The sequence below is a fragment of the Rhodococcus sp. CH91 genome, assembly GCF_022554085.1.
Classification (GTDB): domain Bacteria; phylum Actinomycetota; class Actinomycetes; order Mycobacteriales; family Mycobacteriaceae; genus Rhodococcus.
This window is the reverse complement of the sequence record NZ_JAKFYR010000016.1, coordinates 48,258-67,460: the sequence shown is the minus strand read 5'-3', so window position 1 is coordinate 67,460 and position 19,203 is coordinate 48,258. Positions and strand designations below refer to the sequence as shown.

Below are 19,203 nucleotides of genomic sequence, written 5' to 3'. Positions count from 1 at the left end.
ACGCGAACACTTCCGAGAACACCAAATCGCCTGGTCATCGGTAGTTTCAGGCAACCTTCCGCAGCGTGGACGCCGTCAGGGAACCCAGTACTTGGCGGCAAGATGCTGGACGACCGGGTCGTCGTCCTCTGCTTGCTCCAGCATCGCGAGATCGCCGCGGAGATCCATGAGACGAGGATCGTCGCCCTCGGCATCTCCGAGGGGCCGGCCTCCGTCCTCGGCGCGTTGCCGCAGGATCTTCTCCCGAACCCGGTCCTTCAACGACTCAGCCATGACACGAGCATGCTGTCCCGCACCGGGGTTGTCGAGGATTTCGCACTGCGTGTCAGTGATCGTCGCGGTCGCGGAAGATGCGGATCGCCATCGGCAGGACTACCGCGAGAGCGCCGATGATCAAGACCAGGGAGAACAGTTCCATCACCATGTCTCCATCATCCAGACGCACGCCGTGCGCTGCACTACAACGTCGAAAGCCCCTCACCGATGGTGAGGGGCTTTCGTGGAGCTGCCTGTCGGAATCGAACCGACGACCTTTTCATTACGAGTGAAATGCTCTACCGACTGAGCTAAGGCAGCGAGCCTTTCGGCGACCGAAGTCTAACGGACTACCCCCACCTCGACGCAAACCGGCACTTCGGCTACCGGAAAGCGGCACTCAGTCGAGCGGCGAGCGCGGCGAGCGCGAACCGCGGTTTGACGTTCTGAGCGAGCGCCTCCCGGCAGTCGAGAATCGCTTCGATGCAGTCGAGCAGCGCTTCCGGACGGGTTCGCGATGCGAGATCCGCCGCGCGTTCCGCCATGTCGGGATGGTTGAGGGTGACCCCGGAACCGAAGGCGTGCACGAGTGCATCCCGATACAGACCCGCGAGGTCGATCAGTGCCCGATCCATGATGTCGCGTTCGGTGCGCGTCTTCCGCGACTTCTGGGTGCGTTCGAGTTCCTTGAGCACGCCGGCCGAACCCCGAAGGGCACCGGCGGCTCCCTTACCGGTACCGCCCGCACCCAGGGCCGTCTTCAGCTCTTCCGTTTCGCGTTCGTCGCGCTCGGCGCTGATCTCCTTCGCTTCGGTCTCGGCGGTGCGCCCCAGATCGTCGGCAGCGGAGTAGGTCGTGGCAGGCCGAAGGACGGCTCCTGCCAGCGCCAGCGCACGCGATCGGTTGTTCCGGGCGCCCTCGTCGGTGGCCAATCGCCGAGCACGCCCGACATGACCTGCACTGACCGACGCAGCCCAGTGCGCCGTCTCCGGATCGATGCCGTCGGTGGACTCGAGGACCCGCGCTATCGCGTCGACGCTGGGGGTGACCAGTCCGACGTGCCGGCATCGGGAGCGGAGGGTCACGGAGATGTCCTCGGGATCGACCGACGGCGCGCACAGCAGGAAGACCGTCCGCTGCGGCGGTTCCTCGACCACCTTCAGCAACGCGTTCGCCGCGCCTTCCGTCAGACGGTCGGCATCTTCGATGACGACGACCTGCCACCGTCCGGTGCTCGGCCGCCGCGACGCGACCTGCACGATGTCGCGCATCGACTTGACGCTGATGGTCAGACCCTCGGGCACGACGCGCCGCACGTCACCGTGCGTACCTGCCATCGTGGTGGTGCACGCATGGCACCGTCCGCATCCGGGAGCGTCCTCGTCGGTGCACTGCAGCGCTGCAGCGAAGCACAGCGCAGCGATGGAACGCCCCGATCCGGGAGGGCCGGTGAACAGCCACGAATGCGTCATCGCCGACCCGGTGTCGCCGCGACGAGCCGCATCGGCAGCGGCCACGAGCTCGGTTTCGACATCGCGTTGACCGACGAGACGATCGAATACCCCGGGCATACGCTCAGCCTAACGATCGGCACCGACTCCCCCGATCTCGTGTCCGAAACGTTCAAGACGTCAGGGTCGCGGAGCCGTAGTTTCGGGCCATGACCATTCATTTCTCCGCTGTGGGGCTCGTCGTCGCCGATCTCGGTCGGTCCTTCGCGTGTTATCGCCTGCTCGGGCTCGATCTGCCCACCGAGATCCCCGCGGTGCCGCATTTCGAGACCACCCTTCCCGGTGGGCTGCGCCTGATGTGGGACACCGTCGCCTCCGTCCGCACCTTCTACCCGGAGTTCGAGCCCTCCACGGGTGGGGTGGGTCTCGCCTTCGACTGCGGGTCGCCCCGGGCCGTCGACGAGACGCACGCGGCGTTGATCGAGGCCGGCTGCACCTCGACGAAAGCTCCGTGGGACGCGGTCTGGGGGCAGCGCTATGCGATGACGACCGACCCGGACGGCTATGCCGTCGATCTGTTCTCAGCGCTTCCGGGATGACCCCGGACGAGAGCACCGAGAGTGGCGCCCGAGAACATGCGCACCTCCCGGGCGAGGTGCGCCTGGTCGCTGTAGCCGCAGTCCGCAGCGATACGGGCGAAGGCGTCGCCGGCCCGGGCCCGCGCGACCGCCCGTCGGAACCGCAACACCCGCGACAACATCTTCGGTCCGTATCCGTAGGCCCGGGTCGATCGGCGACGAAGCGTCCTGTCGCTCCATCCCAGTGCCGAAGCGAGCTCCGACACGGACCTGCCCGAGGACAACGCGCGGGCGAGGTCCGGCATCGGATCCTGCTCGTGGGTCGTTGCTCGCGCGGCATCCACCAACGCGCCGACCGGATCGTGCTCGGCGCGACCTGCAAGGGCCCGGACCCGGCGTGAAGGCCACAGGTCGTCGAGCGGAACGCGCCGATCGGTCAACTCGCACGCATCGATCCCGAAGAACCGCGGCCCCACCCCGGGTGCGAATCTGACAGCAGTCAGCGACTGGCCCGTGGCCAGATCGGAGTACTGCGATCTCGTGTCCGGGCCGGCGACGAGGAAGCCGTCCGCGTGCCGGATGAGATCCATGCACCCGTCCGGCAAGACATGCGTACCACCTGGACGGGCGCCGGTCGGAGCGGAGCGCCACAGCATCACACCGGGCACCCCCGAAGGCTGCTCGCGATACACGACCGTCAGGTTAACGGCGCGCTCCGACGAGGAACCGTCAGTCGGCCGTCTTCTTCGCGGCCGCCTTCTTGGTCGTCTTCTTCGCCGTCGTCTTCTTGGCAGCGGTGGCCTTCTTGGCAGTGGTCTTCTTCGCCGCTGTCTTCTTCGCGGTCTTCTTGACCGGACCACGTGCGCGACGGTCGGCGAGCAGCTCGGAAGCCCGCTCGTCGGTGATCGTCGCGACCTCGTCGCCCTTGCGCAGGCTGGCGTTGGTCTCACCGTCGGTGACGTAGGGACCGAAACGCCCGTCCTTGATCACCATCTGCTTACCACTGACCGGGTCGGTGCCCAGCTCGCGCAGCGGCGGCGTGGCGGCGGCCTGGCGACCGCGCCGCTTCGGCTCCGAGTAGATCTTCAGCGCCTCCTCGAGGGTGACGGTGAAGATCTGCTCCTCGTTCGCCAACGACCGCGAGTCGGTGCCCTTCTTCAGGTACGGACCGTAACGACCGTTCTGAGCCGTGATCTCCTCGCCGGACTCGGGATCGACACCTACCACCCGCGGCAGCGACAGCAGTTTCAACGCGTCGTCGAGGGTGACAGTGGACAGATCCATCGACTTGAACAGCGAGCCCGTCCGCGGCTTGGGACCGGACTTCTTCGCAGCCTTCTTGGCCGGTGCCTTCTTGGCGGCTTTCTTCGCGACGACCTTCGTGGTCGCCGTTTTCGTGCCTCCACCTGTATCGAGCTCGTCGACCGGGATGGGCGTGACGTCCGGCTCCGGCTCCGGTTCGGCTTCCGGCTCGGGGATCAGTTCGGTCACATAGGGGCCGAAGCGGCCCTCACGCGCGACGATCTCGTAGCCGGTGGCCGGATCGACGCCCAGTACGCGACCTTCCTGCGGCGTCGCGAACAGCTTCTCGGCGTACTCGAGGGTGAGCTCGTCGGGCGGGAGATCATCGGGCAGGTTCGCGCGCTGCGAGACCGGTTCGCCGTCGGGATTGTCGGGATCGGTGACCATCCGCTCGAGATAGGGGCCGAACCGGCCGACCCGAACGTGGATCTCGCGTCCCTCCGAGTCGTCGAACAGACGGATGGAGTTGATCTCCCGCGCGTCGATGTCCTCGAGGTTCTCGCCGACGAGCTTCTTCAGCCCGCCCTTGCGGGCGACCGAGTCCTCGTCTCCGTGACTGCCACCGAAGTAGAAGCGTGTCAGCCAGTCGGTGCGCTGCTCGTGACCGGACGCGATCTCGTCGAGGTCGTCCTCCATCCCGGCCGTGAAGTCGTAGTCGACCAGCTGGGCGAAGTGCGCCTCGAGAAGGCCGATGACCGCGAAGGCCACCCAGGACGGGACGAGCGCGCTGCCGCGCTTGTAGACGTAACCCCGGTCGAGGATGGTCTTGATGATGGACGCATAGGTGGACGGCCGGCCGATGCCGAGTTCTTCGAGCGTCTTGATCAGGCTCGCCTCGGTGTACCGGGCGGGCGGGTTGGTGGAGTGACCGTCCGGATCGAGCTTCGTCGCCGTCACCGAGGCACCTTCGGACAGATTCGGCAGGCGCGACTCCGCGTCGTCCGACTGCCCACCGGCCTCTTCGTCGACGCTCTCGACGTAGGCCTTGAGGAAACCCGGGAACGTGATGGTGCGGCCCGACGACGAGAAGGTGCATTCCTCGCCTGTTCCCGCAGTGCCCGTGATGCGCAACGTGAGGGTCGTGCCCCGCGCATCGGCCATCTGGGAGGCGACGGTGCGCTGCCAGATCAGCTCGTACAGCTTGAACTCGTCACCGTCGAGACGCGAGTGCAGCTCGCCGGGGGTGGCGAAGACGTCGCCCGCGGGGCGGATCGCCTCGTGCGCCTCCTGCGCGTTCTTGACCTTCCGTGTGTACTGGCGCGGCGTCGGGTGGACGAACTCGGCGCCGTACAGCTGGGTGGCCTGTGCGCGGGCGGCGGCGATCGCGGACTCGGACAGCGTCGTCGAGTCCGTACGCATGTAGGTGATGTAGCCGTTCTCGTACAGGCGCTGCGCGGTGCGCATCGTGCGTTCCGACGAGAAGCGCAGCTTGCGGCCCGCTTCCTGCTGCAGCGTCGACGTCATGAACGGCGCGTAGGGCTTGCGCGTGTACGGCTTGCTCTCGGCCGACGACACCGTCAGCGCGACGCCGGCGAGGGCTTCCGCGAGCCGGCGGGCACGGTCCTCGTCGAGGACGACGACACCGTTGGACTTCAGATTGCCGTCGGCTCCGAAATCACGGCCCGAGGCGACCCGCGCACCGTCGACGTTGACCAGGCGGGCGCCGAACGAACGGGGGCTCGCGTCGGCACCGGCGTCCAACGTGGCCGCGATGTCCCAGTACTCCGCGGATCGGAAGGCCATGCGCTCACGCTCGCGCTGCACGATCACGCGAGTCGCTACGGACTGCACGCGGCCGGCCGACAAGCGCGGCATGACCTTCTTCCACAGCACCGGGCTGACCTCGTAGCCGTACAGGCGGTCGAGGATGCGGCGGGTTTCCTGCGCGTCGACGAGATCGGTGTCGAGTTCGCGCGTGTTCTCGGCCGCAGCACGGATCGCGGACTCGGTGATCTCATGGAAGACCATGCGGCGAACCGGCACCTTGGGCTTGAGCGTCTCGAGCAGATGCCAGGCGATCGCCTCGCCCTCACGGTCGGGGTCGGTGGCGAGATACAGCTCGTCGGCGTCCTTCAGCAGACTCTTGAGCTCGGAGACCTTCGACTTCTTGTCGGGGCTGACGACGTAGAGCGGCTCGAAGTCGCGGTCGACGTCCACACCGAGACGCGCCCACGACTCCCCCTTGTACTTGGCGGGAACATCGGCAGCACCGCGCGGAAGGTCGCGGATATGGCCGACCGACGCCTCGACGACGTAGTCGCGGCCCAGATAGGGGGCGATCTTCCTCGCCTTGGTCGGGGACTCGACGATCACGAGCCGACGCGTGCCCGACGAGCCGCCCGCAGTGCTCTTCTCCCGTGCTGCCACCGTGCCGCCCGCACCTTCCCTCTTCGCCGACATGTCGCCTTGTTCGAAGACATGTATACCGACCCGTTCCACAGACGCGGCCACACACAGGGTCGCACATCCTCCGGGACCGCCTCTTCACAAGTGACGATCACCGGGTTCGGCATGCGGCCAGACCCGCAGCGCCGCGTCGGCGTCCGGAGGTGCACCGATGTTCTCGACGAGCCTCGTCAAACGTCTCCGTCCGGAGATTCTCAGGCCGGGCCGCCCGCTTCCGCGCGTACCGATGAGAGTCGGTGCGATACCGGCCCGCATGAGCGCCTGCGCCAGGAGCGCGTGTGTCTCGGGAGCGATCGGATCCAGACCGAGAACATACTGTGCTCCCTCGACCTCCATGCTGCCGGCAGCCAGGAACCACGCACGTTGTGCGCGCGAGGAAGGAACCCAGCCGTTCGGAACGGTCTTGACGTCGCCGCAGGTCCATTCGTCTGCGAGCGGCACCAGCGCACTGTCGGCGGACGTACTGACGGTGAAACGATCCCCGTCGACGAGAATGTCCGCCCCGATCCCTGTGTCGGTGACGAGCTGCGCGATGGCACGAGCGCGCCATTCTGCGTCCACCTCCACCGTCAGAACGGCCCGGCCGTCGGTGCGGCTCGCTCGTCCGTGGGCTGCGAGAAGCCCGCTCAGATCGGCCGGAGCGGGCGGCATCACATCCGCCCCGAAGAAGGACAGTTGACTCACGAGCCCTCCTCTCCTCACGGAAAAGCCCTCGAGAAAAGCATCGTCCCCCATCACCTGGGGTGATGGGGGACGATCGGGCGAGGTGAACCTAGCCCTGTGCTCGTTCGAGCGGGTGGATCAGAGTGCGCGCACGCCGGTGGCCTGCGGGCCCTTGGTGCCCTGTCCGACCTCGAACTCGACTCGCTGGTTCTCCTCGAGGGTGCGGAAGCCGGAACCCTGGATCTCGGAGTAGTGAACGAACACGTCGGCGGAGCCGTCCTCAGGAGCGATGAAGCCGAAGCCCTTTTCCGCGTTGAACCACTTCACAGTGCCCTGTGCCATGCTTTTCCTTCTCTTTCTAACACCGGATTCGACAGACCGCCGGGTACGCGGTCCGCCAGGTCCCGATTCCGACCGCTGTACTTCTCGAGTCCCCCGTTGGAAGAGCTAAAGCACCGCGCCCGCAACCAATCGATCCTGCGAGCGTGCACTTTTGCAAGTCTACGAACACAGAAGCTGCGACCGCGTGCCAGTCAACCACGTTCCGGGCGTGCGCAACAGTAGGAATGGGCACAAACGTGCCAATTCCCTGATCTTGTCGGCCCTCGGTAGCATTTACTCGCGGGTAGCTGTTGCTGCCATGTTACGGGAAGGCACTATCGGTCATCGGGGGCACTACCGCCTCACCGGCCTCCCCCGCACCCGACCACGGGCCTTCTCGGCCCAGACGACCTCGCCCGACCCCTCGGAGTTCAGCGTGACCGGCTCGCCCTTCCTCCACACCGGCGACGGCACCGCACCCACCTACGGTCGAGCCCTTCTCGACCGACTGCTCGCCGGCACCCCTGCGACCGAGACCCCGCTGACCCACGTCGCCGAGATCCCGGCTCGCCCGGCTCGCCACGACGACTGGCCGCACTGGGCCCACGCCGATGTCGTCCGGGCATTCCGGGAGCACGGCGTCCCGAGACCCTGGCACCACCAGGCCGCCGCCGCGGAGCTCGCCGCAGGTGGGGAACACGTGGTCGTCTCGACGGGCACGGCGTCCGGCAAGTCGGTCGCCTACCAGTTGCCCGTTCTCAGCGCCCTGGCCGATGATCCGCAGGCGACCGCCCTGTATCTGTCGCCCACCAAGGCGCTCGGCGCCGACCAGTTGCGTGCGGTCACCGACCTGACCTCCGAGGTCGACGCCCTCTCGACCGTGTGTGCGTGCGCCTACGACGGCGACACCTCCACCGAGATCCGGCAGTGGACACGACGGCACTCACGCTGGATCTTCACGAACCCCGACATGCTGCACCTGTCCCTGCTGCCCGCTCACGCACGATGGGCCCGGTTCTGGAGACGCCTGCGGTACGTCGTCGTCGACGAGTGTCACGCCTATCGCGGCGTGTTCGGCTCACACGTCGCACTCGTTCTCCGCCGGTTGCGTCGCGTGGCCCGCCGGTACGGTGCCGACCCCGTCTTCGTCCTCGCCTCCGCCACCACCGCAGAACCTGGAGCGGCGGCGTCCCGTCTCATCGGGGCGCCCTGCCGTGAGGTCACCGAGGACGGCTCCCCCCACGGTCCTCGCACCCTCGCGATGTGGGAACCACCGCTGCTGCGGGAGGTCACCGGCGAACACGGTGAACCCGTGCGGCGCGCGGCAGGAGCCGAAGCCGCACGTCTTCTCGCAGACCTCGTCGTCGAGGGTGCCCGCACACTGACCTTCGTCCGCTCCCGCCACGGCGCCGAACTCACCGCCATGGGAGCCCGCCGACTGCTCGCGCAGGCAGCACCCGACCTCGTCGAGCGCGTCGCGGCCTATCGCGCCGGATACCTCGCCGAGGATCGGCGCGACCTCGAAGCGGCTCTCTCCGACGGACACCTGCTCGGTGTCGCCAGCACGAACGCACTCGAACTCGGAGTGGACATCGCCGGACTGGACGCCGTGATCGTCGCCGGTTTCCCCGGGACGGTCGCATCCTTCCGGCAGCAGGGTGGACGAGCCGGCCGTCGCGGCCAGGGCTCGCTCGTCGTGCTGGTCGCGCGGGACGATCCCCTCGACACCTATCTCGTACACCACCCCGGGGCTCTGCTCGATCGACCGGTCGAAGCGACGGTCACCGACCCGAGCAACCCGTACGTTCTGGGACCGCAGCTTCTGTGCGCTGCCGCGGAACTGCCCCTGAGCGACGCAGAGGTCGACGAATTCGGCGCACGCGACCTCCTCACGGACCTCGCCGAGCAGGGGCTGATCCGGCATCGACCCCACGGCTGGTTCATCACCCCCGGTACACGACCGCACGGGGACGTCGAGATCCGCGGCGGCATCGGTCACCAGGTCTCGATCGTCGAAGGCGATACCGGCCGCATGCTCGGCACCGTCGACGCCGCCCGCGCGCCCTCGACCGTCCACCCCGGGGCCGTGCACTTGCACCAGGGCGAGACCTTCGTCGTCGACGAGCTGTATCTCGAGGACGGCATCGCTCTCGTGCACGCCGAGGACCCGGAATGGTCCACCAGCGCCCGCGAGATCACCGACATCTGCTGCATCTCCGTGGACGAACGACGCGAATACGGTCCGGTCACGGTCGCTTCGGTGGGCGTCGAGGTGACCCACCAGGTGGTCGGATATCTTCGCCGCCTGCCGTCCGGGGAGATACTCGACCAGATCCCCCTCGACATGCCGGAGCACACGCTCGACACCCGGGCGGTGATGTACACGATCGAACCCGCACTGCTCGACAGCATCGGAGTGTCACCCGACCGCGTCCCCGGAGCCCTCCATGCCGCGGAGCACGCCGCGATCGGTCTGCTTCCCCTCCTCGCGACATGCGATCGCGGCGATATCGGGGGTGTCTCCACCGATCTGCACCCGGACACCGGGCTGCCCACCGTGTTCGTCTACGACGGGCAACCCGGCGGTGCAGGATTCGCCGAACGCGGATACCGGCGAATCACTCGATGGCTCACCGCGACTCGCGATGCGGTTGCCGCGTGCGAGTGCGCCGCCGGATGTCCGTCCTGCGTCTACTCCCCCAAGTGCGGCAACGGCAACGATCCACTCGACAAGGCCGGCGCGGTCGCGGTCCTCGACGCCGTACTCTCCGCGATCGGCTCGCGGGACTGAGCACCGGACCACATGTCAGGACACCGGCACGTGCTCGGCCGCTGCTCGTTCGCTGCCAGTAACCGCTTGGTGTACGCATCCTCCGGGTTCGATGGCGAGGCTGACCCCGTCCACCGCGCGGAAGCCGCCGGCGCACCGCCATACGAGCGTCGCTACCCATCCGAGAGCTGGGGCGGGTAGTACGGGATACGGGACCGCTTCTCGGGGTCGGGCAAATCGACGAGCCGCAGCAGTTCGATCACCCGTTCCCCGGCCTGCGCCTCGGACATGTCGGAGTGCTCACGAGCCGGGCCGGCCGGCGCCGGTCTCCGGACCCACCGGCAGGCCCGGCCCGCGCGACCGCTTTCGTCTCCTTTCCATCGAACAGTGCCGACACCGGAGCAGCCACTTCGACCACCGCATCCCAACCATGGATCTCACAGCGCCGCACCCGCACACGCATCCGGGCGGTGATCGGAACCGCGGCTTCGCACGCCGCCGACACCCCACTGTCCAGCGCCGACGCCACCGCGAGGGCCGAGAGATCGGCCGCCGCCTGCGCCCGATGGCGTGTCACGACCGCCGAACCGGCATGAAGCGCAGTCGCGGTGATCACGACGAGCGCCGCCATGACGGAACACCCGAGAATCGAAGCGCTTCCCCGATCGTCGGAGAGGATCATCGAAGACCATCGGGTTCACGTGCCGCCACGGCCTCGGCCGTGAGGGTCAGCATCGGCAGCGGCCCGTCCGCTTCGACCGTGACCACGATCAGATCACCGTCCTCCCCGATCCCGATACGTGCCGCCGGAGGAGCTACCCGCGAAGCCACATCGAGCGCACGCTCCCGATCTCCACGCGCCACGAGTCTGGCTGCCTCGCGCGCCGCGTCCTGGCAACGCATCTGATACGAAATACTCGACAGCGCACCGATACACAGTGCGAGAACCGTCACGAGAGTGGCGATCGCGAGTGCTGCCTCGACCGTGACGCCGCCGTCCTCCCCCGCGAGACCCCGCAACCCGATCCGGCGCGCCGTCACACCGACGTCTGGAGTGCACGCTCGACGATGCCGGTCAACGCCGAAACGATCGAGTCACCTGTGACGACCGTGTAGAGCACGGCGCCGAACGCCGCCGCGGCGATCGTTCCGATGGCGTATTCCGCCGTCGACATGCCGTCCTCCTGCACCACGAGACCGAGGAGGCGACCGCGCAGTCCACGCACGTCCTCGACAGCCACTTCGTGTTCCGTCATCTTCCCTACCTCCCATCGATACGGCGCGGACGGTCCGCGCCGACGCTCACATCAGCCCTTCGCCCAGCACGTCACGCGCCAGGCCGACGACGACCGGCACGATGCCCAGACAGATGAACGCGGGCAGAAAACACAATCCGAGCGGGCCGCTCACCAGCACGCCTGCGCGGTCGATCTCGGCGGCCACGCGGTCCTCGGTCTCGGCCCGTCGGCGGGTGGCGAGTTCGGCCACGGTGTCCGACAGCGGAGCACCGGATTTCGCGGATCGACGGGCAGCACGGGCGAAGTCGTCGAGTGCATCGGTGGTTGCCGAGCCGGCCCAGGCGTCGGCCGGATCGGCACCCAACTGCATGCGGTCTGCACCTCGACGCAGCGCTGCGGCCAGATCGGGGGGAGCCGACTCCGCCACGACCCGCGCGGCGGTCGCCGCAGGCATCCCTGCCCGCAGACACGCAGCGAAGAGGTCGAAGGCAGCGGGCATCGCGTGCGGATCGATGGGAGATCCGGACGCGCTCCGCCGTCCGTCCGCTTCGGCGCTCCCGGAGACCAGCCGTGTCGCGCACCGCGGTAGTGGTACGGCGACCAGCGATGCGGCGCCCAGCAACGCAGCCCAGGCCACGCTCATGTTCCCACCCGGGCCGCGATGCGGTCGGTCCACAACAGACCTGCGCAGACGAGTGTCGTTCCGGCGACGAGCATCGCGCCACCGAGACCGCCGGCGAGGAGGATCCCGAGGGGAGCCGCCCCCATGAGTTGCCCGAGGCCCACACCGAGAGCAGGTAACCCCGCCAGTACGGACGCGGTGGCGCGAGCGCCGGCGAGTCCGGCCTCCGTCCGAGCCCGGATCCGCAGCCGAGCGGCCAGATCGACCCGGGCTGCACCCAGCAGTTCGGCGAGAGCGAGACCGTGACGATCGGATACCGACCACGCGTCGGCGACCCGGTTCAGACTGTCGGCGACCCCGCCCGACTCCGGAAGCTCCGCAGCCGAACGCAATCCGTGGGCAGCCGAACCGCCCAGCCGCGCTCGCGCCGCAGCGACCCGGAAGGCTGCGGCAACAGGACCGGTCGTCTCACGGGCAGCCGTGTCGCATGCGTCCGCGGAATGCGTCCCGACCCTCAGGTCGGCGATCACAGTGTCGAGCCCGGACAACAGCATGCGGCGATGGCCTTCGCGTTCCGCGGCACGCTGCCGGGAACGGCGGCGCCACATCATCGTCGCCGTGACCGTTGCAGCCGCGAGAGCAGGTGTCGCTCCTGCCCACATCACGAAGGGGACGGCCGCCGCGATCACCGCCCCACCGACGAGAAGGCGCGGCGCCGGGCGGCGTCCCGTGGCGGGCATCCCCCGCCGCAGCCGGTGGCGCGCGGAGGAGGCAGGGAATACGAACAATGCCGTCGCCAGGCAGAGGACCGTCGCGCTCACCGGGCATCCCGCCGGTGCAGCACGCGTTCGAGAATGTCCATGCCGGGTTCCCGCCCGCGGACGTGGGTCCACGCCGGTGTCACGATCACTCCCGCAACGGGATCTCGTTCGACCACACCGATTTCCACGAGGCGCCGAACGCCGTCGGTACCGCGGTGCACGTGCAGGACCACTTGGACCGCTGCGACGAGTTGACTGTGCAGTGCGGCGCGATCGAGGCCACCGAGGGCCGCGAGGGCTTCGAGTCGCGCGGGTACCTCGTCGGGCGAATTGGCGTGCACCGTTCCGGCGCCGCCGTCGTGACCGGTGTTCAACGCGGTCAGAAGATCCACGACCTCGGCTCCACGGACCTCGCCGATGACGATGCGGTCGGGCCGCATCCGCAGTGCCTGCCGCACGAGGTCGCGGACGGTGACTTCGCCGACGCCCTCGACGTTGGGTGCCCGGGCCACCAAGCGGACGACGTGGGGGTGGGCGGGGACCAGTTCGGCCGCGTCCTCGACACAGACGATGCGCTCGGTGCCGTCGACCACGCCCAGCAGTGCCGCGAGAAGAGTGGTCTTCCCGGCGCCCGTCCCGCCGACGACCAGGAAGGCCAGACGTGCGCGGACGATACGCAACAACAGGCGGTAGGCCTCCTCCCCGACTGCTCCTCGCTCACGCAGCGCGTCGAGGCCTTGGGAGGCCGGCCGCAGTACCCGCAGGGACAGGCACGTCCCTCCTTGCGCGACGGGTGAGAGCACCGCGTGCAGCCTCACCCCGAACTCGCCGTGTCCGGGCAGCCTGCCGTCCACCCACATCTGGGCGTCGTCGAGCCTGCGACCGGCGAACAGTGCCAGTCGCTGTGCGAGACGGCGGACCGCGGCCTCGTCCGGGAAGGTCACGCCCGTCAGCTGCAGACCGCTGCCCCGGTCCACCCAGACCCGGTCGGGTGCGGTGACGAGCACATCGGTGACCGCCGGGTCGGCCAGGAGAGCTTCGAGTGGGCCCGCACCGGTCAGTTCGGTCTGCAGATGCCGCAGTGCTGCGAGGAGATCGGAATCGCCCAGCACTCCGCCCGATTCCGCACGCAGGGCGGCGGCGACGCGGGCCGGAGTGAGCTCTCCGGTCTCGTCGGCCAGTCGGTCGCGCACTCTGTCGAGAAGATCGCCGCCGAGGATGCCGGTCATGCCGCCCACCTCGGACCGGTCCGATCCGGTCCGGCCGACGCCAACACGTCGTGGGCCGCACCGAGCAAGGGTGATCGGGTCCGCAGGCGCAGGCCGCCGCGTTCGAGCATCTCGGTCAGACCGGGTTCGGGCCGCATCGACGAGAGCACCTCGAGACCGACGGCGTCGGCCACATCGGTGGCACGCAGCCCACCGGGTGCGGGCCCACGGACGACGAGCCCCGCCGGTTCCCCTCCGGCGGAGAGTCTGCGGGCGATGCGCGCGGCAGAGAGCACCGATCCGATCCGGGCCGGTACGACCACGACGGTGAGATCGGACAGTGCGACGACCGCTTCGGCGACCGGATCGAAACTGCGTCCCACATCGCAGACGACCGTCGTCCCTACTCCCCGCACTGCCTCGACCACGGCTTCGACCGCCGCCGGTGCGAGTCGACCGGTGTGCTCCCGATCGGTGGACAGGACGCCCACGCCGGGTGCCCAGGCGGGCACGGCGTCGCGCAGGGCACGTGCCGAGACGCGTCCGCCGTCGACGGTGAGACCGGACCATCGCACACCGGGGCGCTCCTCGAGCCCGGTCAGGACGTCGAGTCCGCCACCGAACGGATCGGCGTCGAGGAGCAGGGTCTCGCGTCGCTCGTCGTGTCCTGCTGCCCAGGCGAGCGCCGCAGCGAACGTCGAGGCACCCGCCCCACCGCACCCACCGACGACCGTGAGAACGGTGCCGGTGCCGGTGGCCGGTTCACCTGCGGCTGCGACGATCGCGAGCAGCTCCACCTCCTCCGAGGGAAGCGCGAGAACGTGCTCGGCGCCCACACCCGCGGCGGCCTGCCATTCCGGCAGGCCGGCCGTCCCGGTACACACGAGGATCACGCCGGGCCGGCGCGGATGACCACCCGTGCATGCTGCTGCCGCGGCCGCATCGAGGACGACGATCGCCGCGTCGGTCCACGCCCGGCGCGGCACCGGCACGGGCATCTCGTGCAACGTGCGGTCGGCTGCTGCGACCACGCGGCGCAGGTCGGCGACCAGTGTGGGGTCGCCGATCAGTCCGAGGATGTCGTTCATGCCCGCCAGGCTGCCGTGCCCGGAGTCCGGCCGGCCCGCGGCAACGGCGTGGGGAGCCCGTTCTGTGGATGAATCGCATCCCTGTGGACAACTCGCTGCAACGCGAGGATCCGGTGCGCGGAAAGGGTGCGAGAGGTGGAAAGAAGGCCCTCCGACAAAGCGACAGCCCTCGCCAGGGGGGAGGAGGCGAGGGCCGTCTGCGTTCAGCCCCGGGGGGTCGGGCTGAACACAACCCGGATGTCGATCCGGGCATTCGCGATAGTACACCGTTAGGCGCGGTTGCTTGCAACTTCAAACATCGGCGTGCCGCGCACATCACCCGGCGCCCGTCGGTGTGTCCGGACCTATTGTGGGGAGCGTGACAGACGCGTCGGCGAACCCGTCCCTACCGAACCCGTCGACGGGGAGCGCTCCGGACTCCGGTCGGATCGCGGCCTTCTTCGACCTCGACAAGACCGTCATCGCGAAATCGAGCGTGCTGGCGTTCACCCGCCCGTTCTTCGAAGAGGGCCTGCTCAGCCGCCGCGCGGTTCTCCAGAGCACCTACGCCCAATTGCTCTATCTGCTGTCGGCCGCCGATCAGGCACGGGTGGACAGGATGCGCGAGCACATCGCGCACATGTGCAACGGATGGGACGTCGAGCAGATCAAGTCGATCGTGGACAAGACACTGCAGGACGTGGTGACCCCACTCGTCTACGCGGAGGCGAAGGATCTGATCGCAGATCACCGGGCCCGCGGTCACGATGTCGTCATCGTGTCGGCGTCCGGGCAGGAGGTGGTGACGCCGATCGCGCGGGCACTCGGGGCGGCGCACAGCACGGGGAGCAGGATGCGGATCGTCGACGGCCGATATGCCGGCGAAGTCGATTTCTACTGTTTCGGAGAGGCCAAGGCGGTCGCCATCCGTGAACTCGCCGAACGATACGGTTACGACCTCTCCCTCAGCTACGCTTATTCCGATTCGGCCACCGACCTACCCATGCTCCGGGAGGTCGGTTTCCCCCGAGTGGTGAATCCGGACCGCCCTCTACGCCGAGCTGCCATCGAAAATGGTTGGCCTGTACTGATTTTCGCCCGACCCGTACCGCTGGGCCGACGCGCGCGCCCTTCTCTGCGCGCACTGGTGACACTCGCGGCCACACTCGGCGTCACGGCGCTGGTACTCGGTGCCGCTCGGCGCTACACGAACTTCCGGATGCGTTGACACCCAGAGCCGCTCATTGCGCCGGACGACGACGAAAGAGGGTGGTCGGGGTCTTGCCGACGCCCCGCCGACGGGGTAGAAAGGAGTTACGGAAGAACGGAAGGCCAAGACCGAACCGGAAGAGAAGGTTCGATCTCCCGACCGATCTTCCCGGCACGGACACCGAGTACCCACGCGAAGCCGATGCCACTATAAGGGCGCAAGTGTTGTGGGCCTGCGAACTCCGGGTTTTCGAAGACGAGTACCGCACCCGTTGCGAGACGAATCCGCGATATCCGGATCATCGCCGAGGCCGTTGAATCACAACCCATTCCGCACGCATGGTAACTCGGATCGCCCGTGCCGGCGGGTGGCGGAGTCGATCCCGATCGACATGCCACCCGCTTTCACGTGTGGAGGGTGCATCCCTCGGGCCGCGGACGCGATCAGCCTGCGAACGCCTCGGCGATCGAGGTGGCCTCACGGGCACCGGCCTCGAGCGACCCGCAGCAGAAGATCAGCCAGCCGCCGACGCCGTCCACCGTTCCGGCCTCGAATCCTGCGAGGCCGTCACGGTAGGCCTGCAACCGTCGCATCCAGTGGACCTCGGGCACGCCGAGATTGCGCACGTCGAGCCCCGACGCGACACACACCAGACGCGAGGCCGCCCGCGCCACCACACCGTCGCCGACGCCGAACGGCTTCAGGACGGCCAGCTCGCCGTGCACGACGGCCGCGAGGACCGGCGCCGGCGCGCTCGTTCCGCCGGTGACGAGCTGGGCCAGCATGTCGAGACGCTCCGCCAGTCCGGGCTCCACGCGCGGACGGCCCAGCTCCTCGGCATCCTCGACGAGATCGGCCGCGGCCAGCAGGTGCAGACGAGCGAGCGCCTGCAACGGTGCGCGACGCCAGGTCGCAACCATGTTGCCGAGCGCGTCGCCGTCGAGCGCCTGCGCCACTCGAAGGGCTCCCGCCAGGATCGGGTCTCCGCTCTCCCCCGGCTGCGGCAGCTCCGTCGAACCACCGTCGATCGACGCCGATGCCCGCGCGGCACGCACCGATGCCTCCGCGGCGGTGTTCGCCCATCCACGCCGGTTCGTCCGGTGACGGTGCACCTCCGCGAGCGCGTCGCGGGCGCGGTCGGCGGAATCGCGCACACCCGGAAGGTCGACGAGAGGCTGAAGAGGGTCGGTCACGGGGACGACGGTACCGGCGCGCCGCAGGTGGACGGGCGCGAGGTTCCCCGGGTCGCCCCGCGGATGCCGTTCGTCGCGCGAAAGCAACCGATGGGCGAATGTGACAGCTCTGCCCGCCACCGCAACGGTGCGGCGCGGGTCACAGATGATTACGCTCACAAGAACCCCAAACGGAACGACCCCGAGAGAGGCCCCGCATCATGACGAGCGCAGCCCAGGAGCACGAATCGAAGGCGTACCCGCCGAGTCCGGAGTTCACCGCAACCGCGAATGCCGGTCCGGAGCTGCAGGAAGCCGCCGATGCCGATCGGCTCGGATTCTGGGAGGACCAGGCGAAGCGGCTCGATTGGGCGGAACCGTGGACCGAGGTGCTCGACTGGTCGAACGCACCGTTCGCGAAGTGGTTCGTCGGCGGAAAGCTCAATGTCGCCTACAACTGTGTGGACCGGCACGTCGAGGCCGGCAACGGCGACCGGGTGGCTATCCACTTCGAGGGTGAGCCCGGCGACAGCCGGACCTTGACCTACAACGACCTGCTCGCCGAGGTCTCGCGGGCGGCCAACGCGTTCACCGAACTCGGTCTGGTCGCCGGCGACCGCGTTGCGATCTACATGCCGATGATCCCCGAGGCGATCGTCGCCATGCTCGCGTGCGCCCGGCTGGGCCTCACCCACTCCGTGGTGTTCGGCGGCTTCTCGTCGTCGGCCCTGCGCTCACGCATCGACGACGCGCAGGCCAAGCTCCTCGTCACGGTCGACGGGCAGTGGCGCCGCGGCCAGGCCGCGCCGCTCAAGGCCGCAGCCGACGAGGCGGTTGCCGACGCGAAGTCGATCGAGCACGTGCTGGTCGTCGCTCGGACCGGTATCGACGTCGAGTGGACCGAGGGCCGGGATCTGTGGTGGCACGAGACCGTCGAGAAGGCCTCCCCCGAGCACACCGCACAGCCGTTCGACTCCGAACATCCGCTGTTCATCCTGTACACCTCGGGCACCACGGGTAAGCCCAAGGGCATCGTCCACACCTCGGGCGGTTACCTGACGCAGGCCTCGTACACCCATCACTACGTCTTCGACCACAAGCCGGGCAAGGACGTCTACTGGTGCACCGCGGACATCGGCTGGGTGACCGGGCACAGCTACATCGTCTACGGTCCGCTGAGCAACGGTGTGACACAGGTCGTCTACGAGGGCACCCCGAACTCGCCGAACGAGCACCGGCACTTCGAGATCATCGAGAAGTACGGTGTGAGCATCTACTACACGGCGCCGACACTGATCCGCACCTTCATGAAGTGGGGCCGCCAGATCCCCGATGCCCACGACCTGTCGTCGATCCGCCTGCTCGGCAGCGTCGGTGAGCCGATCAACCCGGAGGCCTGGCGCTGGTACCGGGAGGTCATCGGCGCGGACTCCGCCCCGATCGTCGACACCTGGTGGCAGACGGAGACGGGCGCGATCATGATCTCGCCGCTGCCCGGTATCACCGCCACCAAGCCCGGTTCGGCCATGGCGCCGCTGCCCGGCATCTCGGCGAAGATCGTCGACGACCAAGCCGAGCCCCTCGGTCCGGGTGGCAACGGCTATCTCGTTCTCGACCAGCCGTGGCCGTCGATGCTCCGCGGCATCTGGGGCGACGACCAGCGTTACCGCGAGACCTACTGGTCGCGCTACGAGGATCAGGGCTGGTACTTCGCCGGCGACGGCGCTCGTTACGACGAGGACGGGGCGCTGTGGGTGCTCGGCCGGGTCGACGACGTCATGAACGTCTCCGGTCACCGCATCTCCACCTCGGAGGTCGAATCCGCGCTGGTGAGCCACTCGTCGGTCGCCGAGGCGGCGGTCGTCGGCGCCGCGGACGAGACGACCGGCCAGGGCATCGTCGCGTTCGTGATCCTCCGCGAGAACGTCGAGAACACCGGTGACGAGTTGATCAAGCAGTTGCGCGATCACGTGGCCGTGGAGATCTCCCCCATTGCCAAGCCGCGCCAGATCACCGTCGTGCCGGAACTGCCGAAGACCCGTTCGGGCAAGATCATGCGCCGGCTGCTGCGCGACGTGGCCGAAGGTCGCGAACTCGGCGACACCTCGACACTCGTCGACCCGGCGGTCTTCGACGCGATCCGCGGCAAGTAGACCGAGCAGCGAAGGCCCCTTCCGGA

At 68.4% G+C, this 19,203-nt stretch carries 18 protein-coding genes and 1 tRNA gene; 4 read left to right on the top strand and 15 right to left on the bottom strand.

The genetic code is table 11. From position 1 onward, the window contains the following. Nucleotides 1–75: 75 nt before the first annotated feature. From MOM01_RS21865 to MOM01_RS21855, 3 genes are all read right to left on the bottom strand, one after another. The gene (locus MOM01_RS21865; protein WP_241387542.1) at nt 76–273 is read right to left on the bottom strand and encodes a hypothetical protein; all 198 of its coding nucleotides are present in this window, start codon (nt 271–273) and stop codon (nt 76–78) included. A 227-nt stretch (nt 274–500) separates the two neighbouring features. Then, nucleotides 501–576 (bottom strand) — tRNA-Thr (locus MOM01_RS21860). Nucleotides 577–638: 62 nt separating this feature from the next. Continuing rightward, entirely contained in the window at nt 639–1,826 is a 1,188-nt protein-coding gene (locus MOM01_RS21855; protein ID WP_241387541.1) for a DNA polymerase III subunit delta', read from the bottom strand. Between the two features lie 89 nt (nt 1,827–1,915). Between MOM01_RS21855 and MOM01_RS21850 the strand changes: the two genes are divergently transcribed. Then, nucleotides 1,916–2,305, top strand: a complete 390-nt coding sequence (locus tag MOM01_RS21850; protein WP_241387540.1) for a VOC family protein — start codon at nt 1,916–1,918, stop codon at nt 2,303–2,305. Here the strand turns inward: MOM01_RS21850 and MOM01_RS21845 are convergent. From MOM01_RS21845 to MOM01_RS21830, 4 genes are all read right to left on the bottom strand, one after another. Then, complete coding sequence (locus MOM01_RS21845; RefSeq protein ID WP_374112357.1) at nt 2,269–2,976, bottom strand: helix-turn-helix domain-containing protein; 708 nt, start codon at nt 2,974–2,976, stop codon at nt 2,269–2,271. The two genes, MOM01_RS21850 and MOM01_RS21845, sit on opposite strands and share 37 nt — an antisense overlap. Nucleotides 2,977–3,013: 37 nt before the next feature. Next, nucleotides 3,014–5,986 (bottom strand): type I DNA topoisomerase, encoded by a 2,973-nt coding sequence (topA, locus tag MOM01_RS21840; RefSeq protein WP_277610086.1) that lies wholly within the window; start codon nt 5,984–5,986, stop codon nt 3,014–3,016. Between the two features lie 84 nt (nt 5,987–6,070). Beyond that, on the bottom strand, nt 6,071–6,676 hold the full coding sequence (locus MOM01_RS21835; protein WP_241387538.1) for a hypothetical protein: 606 nt from the start codon (nt 6,674–6,676) through the stop codon (nt 6,071–6,073). A 117-nt stretch (nt 6,677–6,793) separates the two neighbouring features. Then, the gene (locus MOM01_RS21830; protein WP_003935252.1) at nt 6,794–6,997 is read right to left on the bottom strand and encodes a cold-shock protein; all 204 of its coding nucleotides are present in this window, start codon (nt 6,995–6,997) and stop codon (nt 6,794–6,796) included. Between the two features lie 415 nt (nt 6,998–7,412). On the opposite strand from MOM01_RS21830, the gene MOM01_RS21825 reads away from it, so the two are divergent. Next, nucleotides 7,413–9,767, top strand: a complete 2,355-nt coding sequence (locus MOM01_RS21825) for a DEAD/DEAH box helicase (RefSeq protein ID WP_241387537.1) — start codon at nt 7,413–7,415, stop codon at nt 9,765–9,767. A gap of 238 nt (nt 9,768–10,005) precedes the next feature. On the opposite strand, the gene MOM01_RS21820 is transcribed toward MOM01_RS21825, so the two are convergent. The 7 genes from MOM01_RS21820 to ssd are packed head-to-tail and all read right to left on the bottom strand — an operon-like array spanning nt 10,006 to nt 14,663. Next, nucleotides 10,006–10,428: an Rv3654c family TadE-like protein gene (locus MOM01_RS21820; RefSeq protein WP_374112356.1), complete on the bottom strand. Its 423-nt coding sequence runs from the start codon at nt 10,426–10,428 to the stop codon at nt 10,006–10,008. Then, complete coding sequence (locus tag MOM01_RS21815) at nt 10,425–10,787, bottom strand: TadE family type IV pilus minor pilin (protein WP_241387536.1); 363 nt, start codon at nt 10,785–10,787, stop codon at nt 10,425–10,427. Before MOM01_RS21815 ends, MOM01_RS21820 begins: the two co-directional genes overlap by 4 nt. Beyond that, a complete protein-coding gene (locus MOM01_RS21810; protein ID WP_241387535.1) occupies nt 10,784–11,002 on the bottom strand; it encodes a DUF4244 domain-containing protein in 219 nt (72 codons plus the stop codon). The genes MOM01_RS21815 and MOM01_RS21810 overlap by 4 nt, the downstream gene beginning before the upstream one ends. A 46-nt stretch (nt 11,003–11,048) precedes the next feature. After that, nucleotides 11,049–11,627: a type II secretion system F family protein gene (locus MOM01_RS21805; RefSeq protein WP_241387534.1), complete on the bottom strand. Its 579-nt coding sequence runs from the start codon at nt 11,625–11,627 to the stop codon at nt 11,049–11,051. Continuing rightward, entirely contained in the window at nt 11,624–12,427 is an 804-nt protein-coding gene (locus MOM01_RS21800; protein ID WP_241387533.1) for a type II secretion system F family protein, read from the bottom strand. The genes MOM01_RS21805 and MOM01_RS21800 overlap by 4 nt, the downstream gene beginning before the upstream one ends. Further along, nucleotides 12,424–13,596 (bottom strand): TadA family conjugal transfer-associated ATPase, encoded by a 1,173-nt coding sequence (locus tag MOM01_RS21795; protein ID WP_241387532.1) that lies wholly within the window; start codon nt 13,594–13,596, stop codon nt 12,424–12,426. The genes MOM01_RS21800 and MOM01_RS21795 overlap by 4 nt, the downstream gene beginning before the upstream one ends. Continuing rightward, a complete protein-coding gene (ssd, locus tag MOM01_RS21790; protein ID WP_241387531.1) occupies nt 13,593–14,663 on the bottom strand; it encodes a septum site-determining protein Ssd in 1,071 nt (356 codons plus the stop codon). Before ssd ends, MOM01_RS21795 begins: the two co-directional genes overlap by 4 nt. A gap of 358 nt (nt 14,664–15,021) precedes the next feature. On the opposite strand from ssd, the gene MOM01_RS21785 reads away from it, so the two are divergent. Then, nucleotides 15,022–15,870 carry an HAD family hydrolase gene (locus MOM01_RS21785; protein WP_374112355.1) on the top strand — a complete coding sequence of 283 codons (849 nt, stop codon included), beginning with the start codon at nt 15,022–15,024 and terminating at the stop codon, nt 15,868–15,870. 425 nt (nt 15,871–16,295) lie between these two features. Here the strand turns inward: MOM01_RS21785 and MOM01_RS21780 are convergent, their stop codons facing one another. Beyond that, a complete protein-coding gene (locus tag MOM01_RS21780; RefSeq protein ID WP_241387530.1) occupies nt 16,296–17,045 on the bottom strand; it encodes an oxidoreductase in 750 nt (249 codons plus the stop codon). Nucleotides 17,046–17,245: 200 nt separating this feature from the next. Between MOM01_RS21780 and acs the strand changes: the two genes are divergently transcribed. Beyond that, nucleotides 17,246–19,177, top strand: coding sequence for an acetate--CoA ligase (gene acs / locus MOM01_RS21775; protein ID WP_241387529.1), 1,932 nt, complete (start codon nt 17,246–17,248; stop codon nt 19,175–19,177). Nucleotides 19,178–19,203 lie beyond the last annotated feature (26 nt).

What these genes read in the sequence shown, in the direction of transcription:
- MOM01_RS21865 (WP_241387542.1), bottom strand. Translation starts at nt 273, where the DNA reads ATGGCTGAGTCGTTGAAGGACCGGGTTCGGGAGAAGATCCTGCGGCAA.
- MOM01_RS21855 (WP_241387541.1), bottom strand. Translation starts at nt 1,826, where the DNA reads ATGCCCGGGGTATTCGATCGTCTCGTCGGTCAACGCGATGTCGAAACC.
- MOM01_RS21850 (WP_241387540.1), top strand. Translation starts at nt 1,916, where the DNA reads ATGACCATTCATTTCTCCGCTGTGGGGCTCGTCGTCGCCGATCTCGGT.
- topA (WP_277610086.1), bottom strand. Translation starts at nt 5,986, where the DNA reads ATGTCGGCGAAGAGGGAAGGTGCGGGCGGCACGGTGGCAGCACGGGAG.
- MOM01_RS21830 (WP_003935252.1), bottom strand. Translation starts at nt 6,997, where the DNA reads ATGGCACAGGGCACTGTGAAGTGGTTCAACGCGGAAAAGGGCTTCGGC.
- MOM01_RS21820 (WP_374112356.1), bottom strand. Translation starts at nt 10,428, where the DNA reads ATGATCCTCTCCGACGATCGGGGAAGCGCTTCGATTCTCGGGTGTTCC.
- MOM01_RS21810 (WP_241387535.1), bottom strand. Translation starts at nt 11,002, where the DNA reads ATGACGGAACACGAAGTGGCTGTCGAGGACGTGCGTGGACTGCGCGGT.
- MOM01_RS21805 (WP_241387534.1), bottom strand. Translation starts at nt 11,627, where the DNA reads ATGAGCGTGGCCTGGGCTGCGTTGCTGGGCGCCGCATCGCTGGTCGCC.
- MOM01_RS21795 (WP_241387532.1), bottom strand. Translation starts at nt 13,596, where the DNA reads ATGACCGGCATCCTCGGCGGCGATCTTCTCGACAGAGTGCGCGACCGA.
- ssd (WP_241387531.1), bottom strand. Translation starts at nt 14,663, where the DNA reads ATGAACGACATCCTCGGACTGATCGGCGACCCCACACTGGTCGCCGAC.
- acs (WP_241387529.1), top strand. Translation starts at nt 17,246, where the DNA reads ATGACGAGCGCAGCCCAGGAGCACGAATCGAAGGCGTACCCGCCGAGT.